We start from the raw sequence: 17327 nt of genomic DNA on the forward strand, positions 1-17327 counted from the left end.
ACTCTTGCCTGACCACCATGCGAGATCCACGATGCGCAGCGAGTAACCGAGGAGCCCCCTTTTGGCCTGTGACCTGTGGCTGGTCCCGCTCGTCGACGTGTTGTGCCACACCCCCGACAATCCGTTCGCCGAGGAACTCGCGCTCTACAACTCCCTGTTGGCCGAGGCCGGGCTCCCTCCGGTGCCGGTGTACCAGTACATGCCGGGCCTGTCCGGCGAGGTCGCCCCGGTCGCGGGCTTCGACTACGACGCGCTGCACTTCCTGCGCCGGGCCTACCTCCTCCAGGTCTGCGGTCTCCCGGTGACCCCGGTGGACGACCTGGGCGGCGACTACGAGCAGCTCCTGGAGATGTTCGAGACGACGGCCCAGCAGTCCCACCTGGTCTGGCACTACGACCACGCGGGCGCCTACGTCCCCGTCGACTTCCCGCACCCGCTCTCGAACGACGAGCTCCTCGCCGGCGGCGGCCCGTTGGGCTCGTCCCAAACCCTGCTCCGCGAGCTGGAGTTCGTCGCCCCGACGATCGGCATCGACCCGGCGAACCCACCGGCGACCCCGGAACCCCCGTCCGCTCCCACGGAGTTGGAGGAACCGGCCGTGGCCGCACCGTACGACCCGAGTCCCTTCGCCCGGGAACGGCACGTCTGGCTGGGCCTGCACGCGGCGGCGACCCGGAGCCTGGCCCAGGGCTCGATGATCGTGTTCAGCTAGCTAGACGGCGGTGCGTCCGGCGTCGGCCGCGAGGGTGGCGCCGGTGAGGTAGCTCGCACGGTCCGAGGCGAGGAAGAGGATCACCTCGGCGATCTCGCGCGGGTCCGCGAGCCGGCCGAGCAGGGTGGTCTTCGCGAACTGCACGGCATTCTCCTCACCCATGCTCGCCAGGACCATGTCGGTCCGCGTGGGACCCGGCGCGACGGTGTTCACCCGCACCCCGGCCGGGCTGAACTCGGCCGCCCAGGTGCGTGTCAGCGACTCCAGCGCGGCCTTGGTGGCGCTGTAGACGGACAGCCCGGGCAGGCCGATCCGGGCGGCCATGGTGCTGACGTTGACGATGGAGCCGGAGCCCTTGGCGATCATCGCGGGAACCAGGGCCGCGGTGAGGAGGTACGGCGCGCGGACGTTGGCCGCGAGGGTCTCGTCGAGCGTGCCCGGGTCCTGGTCCACGGTCGGCGCTCCGGGGAAGATCGCCGCGTTGTTGACCAGGATGTCGACCGGGCCGGCCGCCTCGGCGAGACGACGCAGCGCGGCCGGGTCGGTGAGGTCGGCGGCGACGAAGCGCGCCCTGCCGCCGGCGTCCGTGATCGACCGCACGGTCGCGGCCCCGCGCTCGGCGTTACGGCCGGACACGACGACCTCGGCACCGGCCGCGGCCAGCAGCCGGGCCGTCTCGGCACCGATACCACCCGTCGAGCCGGTGACGAGAGCGACCTTGTCGGAGAGTTCCATGGTGGGTCCTTCCGGGAATCCGGCCGCACAGGGCGCCCAGAATGGGTTGGGTGACCCACACTGGTCCCAAAAAAATGGGTTGTCCAATCCATAATCTGCTAGCCTTGCGGGCATGAGTACCGAGGTACGACGGCCCCCCGAGAAGAAACTGACCCGCAAGGGACAGGAGACCCGGCGCCGGATCGTGGCCGCGGCGGCGCAGCTCATGTACGAACGGGGCGTGACCGAGGCGACCCTGGAGGACGTGCGGGCCGCCGCCGGGGTGAGCGGCTCGCAGATCTACCACTACTTCGCCGACAAGCAGGAACTGCTGCTGGCGGTGATCGAGTTCCAGACCGAGGCGGTACTGGACATGCAGAAACCGCTCTTCGCCGGGCTCGACACCATGACGGGCCTACGGCAGTGGCGGGACGCGCTGGTGGAGTACCAGCTCCGGATGCAGTGCCGCGGCGGCTGCCCGATCGGCTCCCTCGGCAGCGAGATCGCCGAGACCAACCCCGAGGCGCGGCTCGCCGCGGCCAGCGGTTTCCTGCGCTGGGAGTCGGCGATCCGCGGCGGCCTCCAGGCGATGCACGACCGCGGCGAACTCGACACCGACCCCGACGACCTGGCCCTCGCGACACTCGCCGCACTCCAGGGTGGCCTCCTGCTCACCCAACTGCAGCGCCAAGTCAGGCCGTTGGAAGTCGCACTGGACGCGATGCTCGACCACATCGAGTCCCACACCAGGCCCGCATGAGGCGACCGCGAGGGGCCTAGCGAACCTTGCCGAGACCCGTCTCGACCTCCTCCGAGTTCATCACCGGGGTGTAGGTCAACTCGGCGCCCAGGTTGAGGAAGAGCGGCTCGCTGATCGACGGGATGTCGGAGGGGTCCTTCAGATCGAAGAACACGAACGCGGTCCGCTTGCCGCCCTCGGCCGTGAAGTACGCCGCCTCGGGCTTGATCTGCTCCATGGACTCCCCGATCAACTTCCCGAGAGTCCCACTCCGAACGGCGTCGTTGGCCTTCTCGGTGTCCAAAGACGCCTTCAGCATCATGCGCATCGCAGTCACCTTCTCCGGTTGGCGTGCGCGGGTGGACAACGTCAGCATATGCCTGATATGCGGGTTATGTTCAGTGCGGGTGGGCATCCTGGTCAGGACGCCCGACCTCTCCCAGCCCTTCCAGCGCGGAGCGCAGCAGCAGGGTGTGCACGAAGTGGTCCGGAACCATCGGGCGGTAGCGCCAAGTCAGCGGCCAGGTCTGGCCGTTGAGGGCCGGGACCGGGATGTACGACATGTGGTTCGGGCCGGCGGTGAGACGGGTTACTCCGGGTGGCCAGGGCCGGTGGGACGTGCTGCCGACCGGGACCAGGAAGTAGACCGGCCTGTTGCCCGTCGCCTCCTCCACGACCGGGCCCGGCGCCCCTCCTGTCAGGCGCGCGAGCCTGTCCGCGAGGTCTCTGCCCTCGTCGCCGTCCACCCGTACGGCGTCGAACTGGACCCCCGCCTTGCGGAGTTGGATGCCGGTCGCGGGGATCCATTTCAGGTCACTTTGCGTATCCATGAGGAAAGTCTCGGCCGTCACAGCTACCGTCTTCCATAACTCTGCGTCGACCGTCCGCGACGGTTGGACACGGGCGCGGGGTGTTGGTGACCGGTTGAGTTCGGTTGAGTCCGGGGGTGACCGCGATGGCGCGGGCGGAGAACAAGTCGGAGGCGGGTGGTGCGGCGCATGTCGTCGCCGCCCTGGCGAAAGCGCTGCGTGAGCAACAGGGGCTCACACAGACCGAGTTGGGCAAGAAGATCGGTTACACCGGTTCGGCGGTCAGCGCGATGGAGACCTGCGCGCAGCCCGCGAGCGACGACATGCTCGTCAAGCTGGAGGAGACGGTCGGGGCCGGGCTCGGGGTCTTCGACAAGGCACGCAAGTGGATGCTGCTGGAGAAGTACCCGGTCCGGTTCCGTGGGTTCGCGGAGATCGAGGCGGGGGCCGTCACCCTCTCCTCGTACGAGACGCTGGTCGTCGACGGCCTGTTCCAGACCGAGGCCTACGCGCGGGCGTTGATCGGCGGCGGCTATCCGCCGGTGTCCGAGCAGAAGCGGGAGGAACTCGTCGAAGCGCGGCTGGCCCGCAGGAAACTCTTCGACCGCGACCCGGCCCCGATGATCGAGCTGATCCTGGAAGAGAGCGTGCTGCGGCGGCCGTTCGGCAGTTGGGACGTGCAGCGGGAGCAGTTGCGCTCGCTCGCCGAGGACGCGCGGCGGGACAATGTGTGTGTTCAGGTGCTGCCGCTGGATCGCGGGCTGCGCGGAACGTACGCAGGCGACCGTGGCGCCATGAAGCTCGTGGTGACCAAGGACCACGAGCACGTCGTCTACATGGAGATCGAGGACCAGGGCATCCTGATCAGCGATCCGCCGGAAGTGTCCCAACTGACGCACCGCTATGCGAAGATCCGCGCACAGGCTCTGAGCCCCGACGACTCCCTGAGCCTCATCGAGCGGTTGGCAGGAGAAGAGAGATGAGCGACACCCGCGCCCTGCGGTGGTTCAAGTCCAGCTACAGCGACAGCGGTGGCGGCAACTGCGTCGAGATAGCCACCTGCCCCCACACCATCCACATCCGCGACTCCAAGAATCCCGACGGCCCGACGCTCACCGTCACCGCCGCCTCCTGGACCGCCTTCCTCCCTACCCTCCCCGAAGAAATGTGACACTCCCACCCCCATCTGTCACATTCAAAAAACACACCACCCCCGGGGGGCCGTCGAGAGGCTGTCCTTGTGAGCACGCACGCCCCGCCCGGCATGGGCACCATGTATCGAGCCGTGCTGGACACCATGGCCGAGCACGGGCCACGTCAGCCTCCGATCGCACAGATCGCGCGACTGGCTTTCACCAACCGCCAGTTCATCTACCGGAACTGGCCCGACCTCACGGTCCTGTTCCGGGACGCATGCGCGGCGGAACTGGACCGCCTCCTGCACCGGGCGGCCGAGGTGCCGGGCACGTGGGACGACCCGCTGCCGCCGACCTGCCACGTCACCGCGCAGATCGTGCGGGCCGCCAGGATGCTCCGTGAACACCCTGTGACCCTCGCCACCGCCCGCACCAGCCCCGACCTCTGCCTCACCGCGCTCGCCGGGCCGGTCACGCCGTTCCACACGAGCGCACGGCAGTGGGTGCGGTCCTGCCTCTACACGCTGCACTCGGGCAGCGAGCTGGAAGCCCGCGCCGAGGCCCTGTTCACCGTCGCGGCGCCCTTCGCACTCGTCCCGCCCACATCCTCGGAACCCGCCGAACGGGCCCGACTCGACGGGCAGTTGCGCTCGGCCCTGCACCTCTGCCTGACCAGCAGCCCGGCCTGTGCCGACTGTGCCGAGAGGGCCCTCTAGAGGTCCTGAAGAATCCACAGGCAAACCGTGAGCACCGCTACCCCGCGCACGACGATCAACGCCAGGTTCGCGCTGTTCAGACGCCGCCCCCGTACCCACAGCGCCCATGTCACGGCCAGGGACACCGCCACCGCGAGGTCCATCGCGACGTCCGGCCGCGCGTAGGGGACGTTCCGCCAGGGCCACAGCAGATACGTCCACCACACCACGGCCGCCGTACTCAGCACGGACTCCACCACCAGGGCGGTACGTGCCTCACGGGATTCGATCATCCGGCTCCTCATGCCTGCCTGAGACACCGCTGCCCGGGAGTGTCCCCGGGCAGCGGCCGAAAGTGTCCGGAGTCTAGAAGACCGCCGTCCCCGCCTGCGTCAGCTTCCAGTTGACCGAGGCGAAGTCCGCCGGGTCCAGCGCGCCCTTCGCCGTGACGTAGGCGATCATCAGGTCGCGGACCTGGTCGGTGGCGCTGTAGACGGTCTCCGCGGCGGCGATGTGCGGGTAGCCGGAACCGCCGTTCGCGCGGTAGTTGTTCACCGCGACGACGAAGACCTGGTCGTCCGTGACCGAAGTGCCGTTGTACGTGAGGTTCTTGATGCGCGAACCCTCGGCCTGCGCGATGTCGATGTCGTAGGAGACGCCCGCGGCCACGTCGTACATGTAGTCCCAGAAGCTGTTGGCGTTCGTCAGGGTCGCGGTGTCGACCTTCGTGCCCGCCGGCACCTGGTAGTAGTACTTCGCCGCGTACTCCAGGTAGTCCTTGAGCTGGGCGCCCGTGAGCTTCTTGCCGTAGAGGGTGTTGTCGTAGATGTAGAGGCCGGCGATGTCCTTGATGGTGACGGAGCCCTTGGGGATGTCGGCCGTGCGGCTGAAGGGGGCCGCGACCGAGATCAGCGGGAGGGCGGCGTCGGCCGTCGAGAGGCCCGCCTTGACCGAGTCCATCTGTACCTGCTGGATGAAGTCCATGATCGGGACGTCCTTCCAGCAGGACTCCGCCGCCGAGAGGTCCTCGGTGCAGGTGCCGACCGCCGTGTTGACGTACTTCACGACCAACTCGTGGTCGGCTTCCAGGAGTTTCCTGATCTCCGGGTCCTCGTCCACCGTGTTGGGGTTGAGGGTCTGGGCCGTCTTGCTGGTGATCTTCCACTGGCCGCGGACGAGTTCGAGCTCGAAGTCGAAGACGCTCAGGCGGTAGCCCCAGCAGTACGGCTCGGAGAGGAGGACGTCGTCGCCGGTCTCCTCGTTCTTCACCGTGTACGACGGGACCTCGACGTGGGTGTGGCCCACGAGGATCGCGTCGATGCCGGGGACCTGCTCGGCGACGAGGTTGGAGGCGTTCTCGACGTACGGCAGCTCGTCGCCGTAGGACGAACTGCCGTCCAGGCCCGAGTGGTCGGTGAGGAAGACGACGTCGCAGCCCAGCGCGCGCAGCCGCGGGACGTACTTCTTGGCCTGCTCGACGAGGCCCGGGAAGACCATCTTGCCGCTGACGTTGTCCTTGTCCCACAGGGCGATGCCCGGGTTGGTGAGGCCGAGGATGCCGACCTTGATGTCCGGGGCGCCGGGGACGCGGATCTTCTTCACGGTGTACGGGGCGAAGGCGGGGCGCAGGGTCTTCGCGTCCAGCGCGTTGGCGCCGAGCAGCGGGAAGTGACACTGCTGCTCGAACTTGCGCAGGGTGTCGATGCCGTAGTTGAACTCGTGGTTGCCGAGGGCGGCGGCGTCGTAGCGCATGTGGTTCATGGCGGTGGCCATCGGGTGCTTGGAGCCGCTGGTGATGGGGTCCACACGCGCGAAGTAGTAGCCCAGCGAGGTGCCTTGGATGATGTCGCCGGCGTCGACGAGGAGGACGTGCCCCTCGCCCTTCGCCTTGCGCTGCTGCTTGATGAGGGTGGCGACGCGGGCGACGCCGACGGAGTTGCCCTTGGAGTCGGAGTAGGCCTTGTCGAGGTAGTAGTCCCAGTCGAAGACGTGGCTGTGCAGGTCGGTCGTGCCCAGGATGGAGAACGACCAGGTCTTGTTCGGCTTCGGGTGGGGGTGCGGCTTGGGGTGCCGGTCGGCGGCCTCGGCCGGGGTCGCCGCTGCCGTGCCCGCGACGGCGACGGCAGCGCCGGTGACGGCTGACTTCTGCACGAACTCACGGCGGTTCATGGGATTGACGGGCATTCAGGACTCCTGGAAGGGCAAAGAGAGCGGGTGTGGCGTGCGGGGCGCGGCGGGCTACCCGCGTAGATGCTGGCCTTCACCTGTTACCGGCGTAACCACGGACAGCCCAAGGGCCGGTCAAGGATTCCCAAGACCGGCCCAAGGGGGACCACTCGGCCGCGGCTCCGACAGCCGCTCTAGATGAACGAGTTGATCTCGATCGTCTCCGTGCGGCCGGGGCCGACGCCGATCGCGGAGATCGGTGCGCCGGACATCTCCTCCAGTGCCTTCACGTACGCCTGCGCGTTCTTCGGGAGGTCCGCGAAGGTCTTGGCCTTCGTGATGTCCTCGCTCCAGCCGGGCAGGGTCTCGTAGATCGGCTTCGCGTGGTGGAAGTCGCTCTGCGAGTACGGGAGTTCCTCGACGCGCTTGCCGTCGATCTCGTAGGCCACGCAGACCGGGATCTCCTCCCAGCCGGTGAGGACGTCCAGCTTGGTGAGGAAGAAGTCGGTCAGGCCGTTCACGCGGGTCGCGTAGCGGGCGATGACCGCGTCGAACCAGCCGCAGCGGCGGTCGCGGCCGGTGGTGACGCCCCGCTCGCCGCCGATGCGGCGCAGCGCCTCGCCGTCCGCGTCGAACAGCTCGGTCGGGAACGGGCCCGAGCCGACCCGGGTCGTGTAGGCCTTCAGGATGCCGATGACCCGGCTGATCTTCGTCGGGCCGACACCGGAACCGGTGCAGGCGCCGCCCGCGGTCGGGTTGGAGGACGTGACGAAGGGATAGGTCCCGTGGTCGATGTCCAGGAGGGTGCCCTGGCCGCCCTCGAAGAGGACCACCTTGTCGTCTTCCAGCGCCTTGTTGAGGATCAGCACCGTGTCGGCGACGTACGGCTTGAGGCGGTCCGCGTAGGACAGCAGCTCCTCGACGACCTGCTCGATGGCGATCGCGCGCCGGTTGTAGAGCTTGGTGAGCATCTGGTTCTTGATGTCGAGGGACGCCTCGACCTTCTGCGTCAGGATCGACTCGTCGTAGAGGTCCTGGACCCGGATGCCGACGCGGTTGATCTTGTCCGCGTAGGTCGGGCCGATGCCGCGGCCGGTGGTGCCGATCTTCCGCGTTCCGAGGAAGCGCTCGGTCACCTTGTCCACCGTCACGTTGTAGGGCGTGATGATGTGAGCGTTGCCGCTGATCAGGAGCTTGGACGTGTCGACGCCGCGCTCGTTCAGCCCGTTCAGCTCGGAGAACAGGACCGACGGGTCGACGACGACACCGTTGCCGATGACCGGAGTGCACTCCGGTGTGAGGATCCCGGAAGGGAGCAGGTGAAGGGCGTACTTCTGATCGCCCACGACTACCGTGTGGCCGGCGTTGTTGCCGCCCTGGTAGCGCACCACATAGTCGACGGACCCACCTAGCAGGTCCGTCGCCTTTCCCTTGCCTTCGTCACCCCACTGAGCACCGAGCAGCACAAGTGCGGGCACGCGCGTACACCCCTTCCGGGCGGGGCATGTCCAAGGTCAGGGGCGTACGCGGCACGTGTGTGCCTCGCACGCCGGCGACCCTCGTCGGTCGCGACCCGTCGGACCGGATGCCCCGGAATAGACGAAGCCCCTGGCGCAATAGCGCAAGGGGCTCTTGCACAAAGATGCTACCCGAGGAAGCGAGGCATGGCCGAGGTGGCGACTTTCGCGACTTCCGATCACCTGCTGGTCGTCATCGATCCGGTCGCCCGGCGCGCCGACCCGGAGTCCGTCCGTATCGTGAAAGACGTGCTCAGCGCGGGTGCGGCGACGAAGGTGTGCCTGCCGGAGGGGCCCGAGGAATTCGCCCGGGTCCTGGCGCGGCGGGGTTCGCGCCGGCCGGTGGTGGTCGGCGACGACCGCGCGCTGATGCGGGCGGTGTCCCTGCTGCACCGGCAGCGGGAGCTGGCCGGATGCGCGCTGTCGATGGTGCCGGTGGGGGGTGCGCTGTCCCTGGCGGGGGCGCTGGGCGTCCCCACGGGCGCGGTGGCGGCGGCGCGCGCGGTGCTCGACGGGGTCGTACGGCGGATGGATCTGCTGGTCGACGACAGCGACGGGGTGGTGCTCGGCGCCTTGCGGATCCCGTCGCTGCCCACGATGCGGGAGGCTCCGCCGGCGGAGGCGACGCCGGTGCCGTCCGGTTCCGGTTCCGCGCACGCGTCGTGGTTGCGGACCTGTCAGTCGCTGGTACGGACGCTGGTGCCGGTGCGGCCGTCGCGCGAGCCGCTCGCCGGTGTGACCCGGCTCGGGCCGGCGCGGCTGCGGGTCGAGGTGGACGGGGTGACGCTCGTCGATCTGGACCAGCCCGTGGAGGGGGTGTCCGTGACGCCGGGGGCCTCGGGGCTGGCCGAGGTGGTCGTACGGCCGGTCTCGGTGGGGGCGGAGGCCTCTCCGCTGTGCGCGCGGGGGCGGTCGGTCACCGTGTCCGGGGCGGATTTCCGGTACCGGGCGGATGCGCTGGTGGCGGGGCCGGTGCGGACGCGGACGTGGGTTGTCCGGGAGGGGGCTTGGGGGCTTACGTTGCCGACGTCTTAGGGGCGTGGAAGCCAGTGGTGTCCAGGGTGCAGTCCAAGGGGGCAGGGATCGGGAGTTCCTCGCCGAACGGCATCGTGCAGTGGGACTCGTAGCCCTTGACAGACGGTGTCCAGAAGACGGTGGCCTGTTCCTCCTGCATGTCGAGGACCAGATAGACCGGCACGCCTGCCTTGCCGTAGGTCTCGACCTTGTCGGTGAGGTCGTCGTCCCGGGTGGACGAGGAGGTCAGCTCGGCGACGAAGGAGAGAGCTTCTCCGTCCAAGCGGTTGCCGCTGGTTCGACTGACGCTTCGGTGGGCGGCGTGGATATCGGGGCCGTAGGCGCGCTCAGAGCCGGGAAACACGTACAAGAACGGACCGTCGCTGATCCGGTGCCCGTCCGGAAGGTTCGGCCGCAGCTGATCGCACACCCGTTCCATCACGTCAAGGTAGTACGCCTTTGACCGTGGCGACACGACGATGTTCCCCCTGATGATCTCGGCCTTGTAGCCGTCGGGCACGATCAGCTCGTCGAGGGCGTCCAGCAACTCCTCGAAGCTTCGGGACTCGGTGCCGCTCATCGTCGGTCGCTCAGTCATCAACGTCATGATGCGCCCTCCCTCGAATGCAGACCAGTCACAACTCAGCGTAGCGAGTCGCGTACACCCTCGTCAGGAAGATCGTCCTTCAAGGTCACCCCCGTAACCCCCAACTCCCTTGCCCTGCCCATCAGCCCCGCCAACTTCCCCGCCGCCACCTCATACGACAGCCCCAACGGCGGCCTGATGTTGCTGAGGCAGTTCCGGTCCGCGTCCGTAGTCACCCCCGGCTTCGGGCGGTACGTCAGATACGCGCCCAGCGAATCCGCCGCCGACATCCCCGGCCGCTCCCCGACGAAGACCACGACCATCGCCGCGCCCATCGCCGAGGCCACGTCGTCGCCGAGGGCAACCCGCGCCTGCTCCGCCAACACCACCGGAGCCACCTGCCACGCCGTGGGCAACAGGGCCGTCGTCGCCCGGACCATCGCCGCGCCGTGTTCGTGGACCGCCCGGCTCGACAAGCCGTCCGCCACCACGAAGACCACGTCCCAGTCGCCCACCGGGAGGTGCGCACGGTCCGCGGGGTCCAACCGGCGCCCCAGGTCCGGGCGTTGGAGGTAGGTGAGGCGGTCGGGGGCCGCGCTGCGGACGCGGACCGTCGGTTCGCCCCGCAACGCCGCCGCCACGACGTCCGGTTCGAACGGTGAGTGGACCGCGTCCTTCGCCGCCGCGTGCGCCGCCTGCAACTCCAGGCGGTGGTGGGTGGGAAGGCCCGTACCCGCTCGGCCCAGGCCGATCCTCGCCTGCGTGTGGCGCCGCAGCGTCGGCCACAACTCGCCTCCCACCAACTCCACTTGACTGATCGTCATGCCGCCAGTTCCCTTCCGATCGCCGTCAACGGGTGGGCCGTACCGGACACGTCCCTGATCTCGCCGCCCTCGCCCAGCAGGCCGATCGAAGCGAGCCAGGCCTCGAACTCCGGTGCCGGGCGCAGCCCGAGGACCTCGCGGAGGTACAACGCGTCGTGGTACGAGGCGGATTGGTAGTTGAGCATGATGTCGTCGCCGCCCGGGGTGCAGATCACGAAGGACGCGCCGGCCACGCCGAGCATGGTGAGCATCGTGGCGATGTCGTCGTCGTCCGCGTCGGCGTGGTTGGTGTAGCAGATGTCCAGGCCCATCGGCAGGCCCAAGACCTTGCCGCAGAAGTGGTCCTCCAGAGCCGCGCGGAGGATCTGGCGGCCGTCGTACAGGTACTCCGGGCCGATGAAGCCCACCACCGTGTTCACGAGGAGCGGGTCGTAGCGGCGGGCCACCGCGTACGCCCGTGCCTCCACCGTCTGCTGGTCGACGCCGTGGTGCGCGTCCGCCGACAGCGCACTGCCCTGGCCCGTCTCGAAGTACATGACGTTCGAGCCCACCGTGCCCCGGTCGAGCCCCCGCGCCGCCTCGTACGCCTCGTCCAGCAGCCCCAGCGTCACGCCGAAGGACGCGTTGGCCGCCTGCGTGCCCGCGATGGACTGGAAGACCAGGTCCACGGGAGCGCCGGCCGCCATCAGGTCCATGCTCGTCGTGACGTGGGACAACACGCAGGACTGGGTGGGGATCGCGTAGCGCTGGATCACGCCGTCCAGCAACTCCAGCAGATCCCTCACCGCCTTCGGGCTGTCCGTCGCCGGGTTGATGCCGATCACCGCGTCGCCGGAGCCGAGGAGCAGCCCGTCGAGCAGGGCCGCGGCGACACCCGCCGGGTCGTCGGTCGGGTGGTTGGGCTGGAGGCGGGTGGCCAAGCGCCCCGGGAGGCCGATCGTGGAGCGGAAGGCGGTCACCACCCGCACCTTCCGCGCGACCGCGACGAGGTCCGCGTTGCCCATCAGCTTCGACACCGCCGCGACCATCTCCGGCGTCAACCCGGGTGCCACGGCGGCCAGTTCACCGGCATCCGCCGCCAGCAGCCACTCCCGGAACGCACCCACCGTCATACCCGCCACCGGCGCGAACGCGCCCGCGTCGTGCGTGTCGAGAATCAGCCGGGTCACGTCGTCGATGTCGTAGGGGATCACCGGTTCGGCGAGGAACGCGGTCAGCGGTACGTCCGCCAGCGCCCAGCGCGCCGCGACCCGCTCCTGCGCGGACGCCGCGGCCAGCCCCGCCAGCCGGTCGCCGGAACGCTCCGGGCTCGCGGCGGCGAGCAGGCGCGCGAGGGAGCCGAAGCGGTAGCTGTGGCCGCCGAGCGTGGAGGTGTACGTACTCATGTCGGCGACCGTACGAGGCGCGTGTTGCCCCCAGATTTCCTCAGATTTCTAAAGGTCTGGTTGACAAACATTTAACGTCCCGCAACCCTTTCCCGACTCATTGGACATACAGAGTTCCGGTCCAGCGCACCACCCGAGCGGCACGAGAGGAACCATCCCGATGGCAGTGGACGAGTCAGTCGCCCCGGCGGCGAAAGCAAGCGAGGACGGCGCCGTTCACCGGCTCAAGCCCAACGCCATCGGCCTGCTGGGCGTGGTCTTCATGGCCGTCGCGACGGCCGCCCCGATCACCGCGATGACCGGCAACGTGCCCTTCATGGTCTCGTCCGGCAACGGCATAGGCGCCCCGGCGAGCTACCTCGTCGCAATGGTCGTCCTGGCAATCTTTTCCGTCGGCTTCACCTCGATGGCGAAGCACATAACATCCACGGGCGCCTTCTACGGCTTCATCTCCTACGGCCTCGGCCGCACCGTCGGACTGGCCTCGGGACTCCTCGCCACGTTCGCGTACGCCGTGTTCGAGCCGGCCCTCATCGGCATCTTCTCCACCTTCGCCACCGGAACCTTCAAGGACCAGACGGGACTTGACATCCCGTGGTGGGCCTTCGCGCTGGTGATGCTCGCCGTCAACTCGATGGGCACCTGGTTCGGCGTATCGGTCGCCGAGAAGCTCCTCGTGGTCCTGCTCGGCACCGAGGTGACCGTCCTCGCGGCGATGGCGATCTCGGTCGCCCTGCACGGCGGCGGCCCGCACGGCTTCACCTTCGGCCCGGTCAACCCGGTCAACGCGTTCAAGGGGACGTCCGCCGGTCTCGGTCTCTTCTTCGCCTTCTGGTCGTGGGTCGGCTTCGAGTCGACCGCGATGTACGGCGAGGAGTCCCGCGACCCGAAGAAGATCATCCCCAAGGCGACGATGATCTCCGTCCTGGGCGTCGGCGTCTTCTACGTCTTCGTCTCCTGGATGGCCATCATCGGCAACGGCGAGTCCGAGGCCGTGAAGGCCGCGTCCTCCGCGAACCCGCTCGCGCTCTTCTTCAACCCCACCGAGCACTACGTCGGCCACTGGGCGGTCGACCTCATGCAGTGGCTGATGATCAGCGGCTCGCTCGCCTGTGGCATGGCCTTCCACAACTGCGCGTCCCGCTACATGTACGCCCTGGGCCGCGAGGGTGTCCTCCCCTCACTCAAGAACACCATCGGCCGCACCCACGCACGGCACGGTTCCCCGCACATCGCGGGCCTCGTCCAGACGGCGGTGAGCGCGGTCCTCATCCTCGGCTTCTGGGCCACGAGCAAGGACCCGGCCAACGCGCTGTACGTCCTGCTGGCCATCCTCGGCACGATGGCGATCCTCGTCGTCCAGGCGGTCTGCTCCTTCGCGGTACTCGCCTACTTCCGCAAGAACCACCCCGAGAGCCGGCACTGGTTCCGCACGTTCACCGCTCCGCTGGTCGGGGGTGTCGCGATGCTGGCGGTCGTCGTACTGCTGGTGTCCAACATGAGCGTCGCGGCGGGGTCGGAGTCCGGCTCCCTGGTCCTCAAGGCAACCCCGTGGCTGGTGCTCCTGGTCGCGGCAACGGGCATCGGCTACGCCCAGTATCTGAAGCGCCGGGCGCCTGAGCGCTACGCCTTGCTCGGACGAACGGTTCTCGAAGAAACCAAGGAGCGCTGAGGTTCCCTGCCTCTAGGGGCGCGGGGAACTGCGCGACCAGCCCACCACGGTCTGCGGACGAGTACGAATCTGCGGGAGCGTCGTGGCTGGTCGCGCCCACGCGGCGGAGCCGCACATCGATACAGCCCCGCGCCCCTTAGGTGGCTCCGCCGAACCGTGTTTCCCGGTGAACCCTCCACCGCTCCATCATCGCCACGATCTCCCCGTCCACGAACTCGAAGAACGCGAGGGTCTCGGCCATACGACGCCCCGCAGGCGTATCCGCGCCCAGACTGCTGACACCCTCACGCAGAGCCCCCTCCCAGCGCTTGATCAGCGCCTCGCGATTGGTCAGCGCCTCGTACCACTGATCGCCCTGAACCCGATACCGCTCACGCCGCGAACCAGGCTCACGCTCACGAGCCACCATGTGCTGCTGCGCCAGATACCGCACCGCCCCGGACACCGCCGCCGGACTGATCCGCAGCTGCGAACCCAGCTCACCGGAGGTCATCGCACCGTCGTCGGAAGACAGAAGCGCGGCGAAGACCCGCGCCGGCATCCGCTGCATCCCGGCCTCGACAAGCTGCGCCGCGAAATTCTCCACGAACTTCGAGACCGCCTCCTGGTCCCGCTCCGCCTCATCCCTCATGGACCCACCCTACCCGCGCTTCACACACTTCCTTAACTTCACAAATTTCTGAAAGAAGCGTACGTTCGGCTCCATGACGAAGGCAATCACCGTCTCCGGACTGCACAAGGCGTTCGGCAGGACGCAAGCCCTCGCGGGTCTCGACCTGGACGTCGAAGCCGGCGAGGTGCACGGCTTCCTCGGCCCCAACGGCTCCGGCAAGTCCACGACGATCCGCGTCCTGCTCGGCCTCCTCCACGCGGACTCCGGCGCGGCCCAACTCCTCGGCCGCGACCCCTGGACCGACGCCGTCGAACTGCACCGCCGGGTCGCCTACGTCCCCGGCGACGTCACCCTGTGGCGCAACCTCTCCGGAGGCGAAGTCATCGATCTCTACGGCAGGTTGCGCGGCGGCCTCGACAAGTCCCGCCGCGCCGACCTCATCGACCGCTACGAGCTGGACCCCACCAAAAAGGGCCGCACGTACTCCAAGGGAAACCGCCAGAAGGTCGCCCTCGTCGCCGCGTTCGCCTCCGACGTCGACCTGCTGATCCTCGACGAACCGACCTCCGGCCTCGACCCCCTGATGGAGGAGGTCTTCCAGCGCTGCGTGGAGGAGGAACGCGACCGGGGTCGTACGATCCTGCTCTCCTCCCACATCCTCAGCGAGGTGGAGGAGTTGTGCGACCGGGTGAGCATCATCCGCAAGGGCCGCACCGTGGAGAGCGGTTCGCTGTCCGACCTGCGCCACCTCACCCGCACCAGCGTGACGGCCGAACTCACCGGCGCGCCCAACGGGTTGGCGTCCATCCCCGGCGTGCATGACCTCGCCATCCAGCACATCCAGAACAGCCAGGGTCATCGCGTCCACCTCCAGGTCGAGGCCGCCCAACTCAACGCCGTACTGCGGTCATTGAGCGAGTCCGGCGTGCGCTCGCTGACCTCGAAGCCGCCGACGCTGGAGGAGCTGTTCCTCCGCCACTACCAGGAGACGGCATGACGGCCGCCGCGTTCCCCGCACACACCGGCACCGGCACCCACTCCGGCAGCTCACGCCAACTGGCAGGCACCGGCGCCCTGTTGAGGTTCAACCTGCGCCGCGACCGCGTGGTGATCCCGGCCTGGGTGGCGGTGACCGGCCTGCTGGTCCTCTCCCTCCCCGGCTCCCTGAAGGCCGTGTACTCCACCCCCGCCGAACGCGCCGACATCGCCCGCCAGATGCTCACCAACAGCTCGCTGCGCGCGACTTACGGCCCCGTGTTCAGCGACTCCCTCGGCGGCCTCACCGCGTGGCGCATCGGCGGCTACGCAGCGATCCTCGCCGGGGTCATGAGCCTGATCGTCGTCGTACGGCACACGCGGGACGAGGAGGAGAGCGGCCGCCAGGAACTCGTCTCCTCGGCGATGGTCGGCCGCCGGGCCCCGCTGACGGCGGCCCTGTTGACGGCGTTCGTCGCCAACTCCGCGCTGGCGCTGCTGATCACGGCCGGTCTGGCAAGCGCAGGCCAGGGATCGGCGGGAGCGCCGGCTCTCGGGCTCGGCATCGGCGGAGTCGGCATGGTGTTCGCGACGCTCGCGGCGATCGTCGCGCAGTTCACGGACAGCGGCCGTTTGGCGAAGGGCCTGACCGGCGGACTGCTGGGCGCGGCCTTCGTCCTCCGCGCCGTCGGAGACTCGACCACCAACAACGGCTCCTCCCCCGCGACTTGGATCTCCCCGATCGGCTGGCTGGAGAACCTGCGCCCGTTCGCGTCCGAACGGTGGTGGGTACTGGCCCTGTTCGTGGCCGCACCCCTCCTCCAGGGCTTGCTGGCCTACGAGTTGGCGGGCCGCCGAGACGTGGGAATGAGCTTCTTCCCAGCCCGCCCGGGCCCGGCCCACGGCCGCCTCGGCACGGCGGGGGCGCTGGCCTGGCGCCTCCAGCGGGGCAGTGTCCTGGGCTGGAGCCTCGGCTTCCTCGCGGCCGGGGTCGCCTTCGGCGGCATCACGAAGGGCGCGGCGGACCTGGTCGGGGACAACGCCAAGACCCGCGAGATCATCGAACGGATGGGCGGCCAGTCCGGCATCGAGAACGCGTTCCTGGCCACGATGGTCGGCATGTTCGGCATGCTCGCCGCGCTGTACGCCGTCTCCTCGGTCCTCCGCCTGCACAGCGAGGAGACCGGCCAGCGCGCCGAACCGATCCTCGCGAACGCGGTGGGCCGCCTGCGCTGGGCAGCGAGCCACCTGGTCATCGCCTTCGGCGGCGCGGTCCTGATCATGCTCCTGAGCGGCCTCGGCCTGACCCTCGGCTACGGCGCCGACCCGGGCCCCATCCTGGCCGCCACCCTGGTCCAACTCCCGGCGATCTGGACCCTGGGCGCCCTCGCGGTCCTGCTCCACGGCCTCTCCCCCCGTCTGTCCCCCCTGTCCTGGGCAGCGGCCGGCCTCGCCCTCCTCCTCGGCTGGATCGGCCCCGCGCTCAACCTCCCCCGGACAGTCCTGGGCATCTCCCCCTTCGGCCACCTCCCGAAGCTCCCGGGCGGCGACATGGCGTGGGGCCCGGTGATCACCCTCACGGTGATCGCCGCCGTCCTGGTCGCCGTAGGCCTGACGGCTCTACGGCGCCGCGACCTCACGACCTGAACCAGGGCACGACCTGAACCAGTGCACGACCTGACGACTGGAGTGTCCTGTACGCCGAGTTGCCGCCGGCGGTGTTGGGTGGGGTCGTGCTGTCACTCGGCGTCCGGGCTCCGGTGCGGCGCG

Annotated in this window: 19 protein-coding genes; 9 read left to right on the forward strand and 10 right to left on the reverse strand. The window is 68.9% G+C overall.

The annotated features are described in order from the left end of the window. Window positions 1–61: 61 nt before the first annotated feature. Window positions 62–712 (forward strand): hypothetical protein, encoded by a 651-nt coding sequence (locus OG407_RS24560; protein ID WP_328680852.1) that lies wholly within the window; start codon window positions 62–64, stop codon window positions 710–712. Here OG407_RS24560 and OG407_RS24565 read toward each other — a convergent pair whose 3' ends face one another. Next, window positions 713–1447 carry an SDR family NAD(P)-dependent oxidoreductase gene (locus OG407_RS24565; protein ID WP_405861209.1) on the reverse strand — a complete coding sequence of 245 codons (735 nt, stop codon included), beginning with the start codon at window positions 1445–1447 and terminating at the stop codon, window positions 713–715. It lies immediately after the preceding gene. A gap of 112 nt (window positions 1448–1559) precedes the next feature. On the opposite strand from OG407_RS24565, the gene OG407_RS24570 reads away from it, so the two are divergent. After that, on the forward strand, window positions 1560–2186 hold the full coding sequence (locus OG407_RS24570; RefSeq protein ID WP_405861211.1) for a TetR/AcrR family transcriptional regulator: 627 nt from the start codon (window positions 1560–1562) through the stop codon (window positions 2184–2186). Window positions 2187–2202: 16 nt separating this feature from the next. Here OG407_RS24570 and OG407_RS24575 read toward each other — a convergent pair whose 3' ends face one another. Then, entirely contained in the window at window positions 2203–2493 is a 291-nt protein-coding gene (locus tag OG407_RS24575) for a hypothetical protein (RefSeq protein ID WP_405861213.1), read from the reverse strand. A 70-nt stretch (window positions 2494–2563) separates the two neighbouring features. Next, window positions 2564–2995: a hypothetical protein gene (locus tag OG407_RS24580; protein WP_405861215.1), complete on the reverse strand. Its 432-nt coding sequence runs from the start codon at window positions 2993–2995 to the stop codon at window positions 2564–2566. A 116-nt stretch (window positions 2996–3111) separates the two neighbouring features. Here OG407_RS24580 and OG407_RS24585 point away from each other — a divergent pair, with 116 nt between their 5' ends. From OG407_RS24585 to OG407_RS24595, 3 genes are all read left to right on the forward strand, one after another. After that, window positions 3112–3957 carry a helix-turn-helix transcriptional regulator gene (locus OG407_RS24585; protein ID WP_405861217.1) on the forward strand — a complete coding sequence of 282 codons (846 nt, stop codon included), beginning with the start codon at window positions 3112–3114 and terminating at the stop codon, window positions 3955–3957. Continuing rightward, window positions 3954–4145: a DUF397 domain-containing protein gene (locus OG407_RS24590; protein WP_405861219.1), complete on the forward strand. Its 192-nt coding sequence runs from the start codon at window positions 3954–3956 to the stop codon at window positions 4143–4145. Before OG407_RS24585 ends, OG407_RS24590 begins: the two co-directional genes overlap by 4 nt. Window positions 4146–4214: 69 nt before the next feature. Further along, window positions 4215–4826, forward strand: a complete 612-nt coding sequence (locus OG407_RS24595; RefSeq protein WP_405861221.1) for a hypothetical protein — start codon at window positions 4215–4217, stop codon at window positions 4824–4826. Here the strand turns inward: OG407_RS24595 and OG407_RS24600 are convergent. The 3 genes from OG407_RS24600 to OG407_RS24610 form a co-directional block, all read right to left on the reverse strand. After that, a complete protein-coding gene (locus OG407_RS24600; RefSeq protein WP_405861223.1) occupies window positions 4823–5098 on the reverse strand; it encodes a hypothetical protein in 276 nt (91 codons plus the stop codon). The two genes, OG407_RS24595 and OG407_RS24600, sit on opposite strands and share 4 nt — an antisense overlap. Before the next feature lie 73 nt (window positions 5099–5171). Beyond that, window positions 5172–6989: a bifunctional metallophosphatase/5'-nucleotidase gene (locus OG407_RS24605; protein ID WP_405861225.1), complete on the reverse strand. Its 1818-nt coding sequence runs from the start codon at window positions 6987–6989 to the stop codon at window positions 5172–5174. Between the two features lie 176 nt (window positions 6990–7165). Next, window positions 7166–8449 carry an adenylosuccinate synthase gene (locus OG407_RS24610; protein WP_403595942.1) on the reverse strand — a complete coding sequence of 428 codons (1284 nt, stop codon included), beginning with the start codon at window positions 8447–8449 and terminating at the stop codon, window positions 7166–7168. 186 nt (window positions 8450–8635) lie between these two features. Here OG407_RS24610 and OG407_RS24615 point away from each other — a divergent pair, with 186 nt between their 5' ends. After that, complete coding sequence (locus OG407_RS24615) at window positions 8636–9523, forward strand: diacylglycerol kinase (protein WP_405861227.1); 888 nt, start codon at window positions 8636–8638, stop codon at window positions 9521–9523. Here the strand turns inward: OG407_RS24615 and OG407_RS24620 are convergent. The 3 genes from OG407_RS24620 to OG407_RS24630 are packed head-to-tail and all read right to left on the reverse strand — an operon-like array spanning window position 9504 to window position 12297. After that, window positions 9504–10109, reverse strand: a complete 606-nt coding sequence (locus OG407_RS24620) for a Uma2 family endonuclease (protein WP_405861229.1) — start codon at window positions 10107–10109, stop codon at window positions 9504–9506. The genes OG407_RS24615 and OG407_RS24620 overlap by 20 nt on opposite strands. Before the next feature lie 35 nt (window positions 10110–10144). After that, window positions 10145–10912 (reverse strand): ethanolamine ammonia-lyase subunit EutC, encoded by a 768-nt coding sequence (eutC, locus tag OG407_RS24625; RefSeq protein ID WP_405861231.1) that lies wholly within the window; start codon window positions 10910–10912, stop codon window positions 10145–10147. Beyond that, on the reverse strand, window positions 10909–12297 hold the full coding sequence (locus tag OG407_RS24630) for an ethanolamine ammonia-lyase subunit EutB (protein ID WP_405861233.1): 1389 nt from the start codon (window positions 12295–12297) through the stop codon (window positions 10909–10911). The genes eutC and OG407_RS24630 overlap by 4 nt, the downstream gene beginning before the upstream one ends. A gap of 160 nt (window positions 12298–12457) precedes the next feature. Here OG407_RS24630 and OG407_RS24635 point away from each other — a divergent pair, with 160 nt between their 5' ends. Next, a complete protein-coding gene (locus OG407_RS24635) occupies window positions 12458–13969 on the forward strand; it encodes an APC family permease (protein WP_405861235.1) in 1512 nt (503 codons plus the stop codon). Between the two features lie 136 nt (window positions 13970–14105). Here the strand turns inward: OG407_RS24635 and OG407_RS24640 are convergent, their stop codons facing one another. After that, complete coding sequence (locus tag OG407_RS24640) at window positions 14106–14600, reverse strand: GbsR/MarR family transcriptional regulator (protein WP_405861237.1); 495 nt, start codon at window positions 14598–14600, stop codon at window positions 14106–14108. A gap of 73 nt (window positions 14601–14673) precedes the next feature. On the opposite strand from OG407_RS24640, the gene OG407_RS24645 reads away from it, so the two are divergent. Continuing rightward, the gene (locus tag OG407_RS24645) at window positions 14674–15579 is read left to right on the forward strand and encodes an ATP-binding cassette domain-containing protein (RefSeq protein WP_405861239.1); all 906 of its coding nucleotides are present in this window, start codon (window positions 14674–14676) and stop codon (window positions 15577–15579) included. Further along, a complete protein-coding gene (locus OG407_RS24650; RefSeq protein WP_405861241.1) occupies window positions 15576–17204 on the forward strand; it encodes an ABC transporter permease in 1629 nt (542 codons plus the stop codon). Before OG407_RS24645 ends, OG407_RS24650 begins: the two co-directional genes overlap by 4 nt. Window positions 17205–17327: the final 123 nt, after the last annotated feature.

Source organism: Streptomyces sp. NBC_01515 (assembly GCF_045040345.1).
Lineage (GTDB): Bacteria > Actinomycetota > Actinomycetes > Streptomycetales > Streptomycetaceae > Streptomyces.